At 79.9% G+C, this 309-nt stretch carries 1 pseudogene; it reads right to left on the bottom strand.

Features of this window, described 5'->3' with window-relative positions:
• Nucleotides 1-3 precede the first annotated feature (3 nt).
• Nucleotides 4-309: pseudogene (locus DZG00_RS16725) on the bottom strand (ArsR/SmtB family transcription factor); the annotation flags it as partial.

Here is a 309-nt window from a genome sequence, read left to right as displayed (position 1 = left end):
CGGTCACGCGGGCGTCGGATCCGCGGCGGCGGCCGGCTCCGAGGGGGCGGCCCCCGCCGACGCCATCGCGAAGAGCGCGACCGTCGCGCTGACCCGCACGTCGTCGTCGCCGGGCCGGCGCGCGGAGTCGTCGTGGAGCACGGTGCCGAGCTCGCGGGCGAGCTCCTGCACGCGGATCCACGTGCCGGCGGAGACGGTGAGCTCGGCGTCGGTGACCACCGGGCGCGTGCCCTCCGCGTGCTGCGCCGCGCGGCGGGTCAGCTCGGCGGCCACGAGCGGCAGGCCGCCGTCGGCGACGCTCACGAGCCG

The sequence above is a fragment of the Clavibacter lycopersici genome (assembly GCF_003576405.1).
Taxonomy (GTDB): Bacteria; Actinomycetota; Actinomycetes; order Actinomycetales; family Microbacteriaceae; genus Clavibacter; species Clavibacter lycopersici.
Note: the sequence above shows the minus strand (reverse complement) of the source record. Positions and strands in the feature narration are given on the sequence as shown.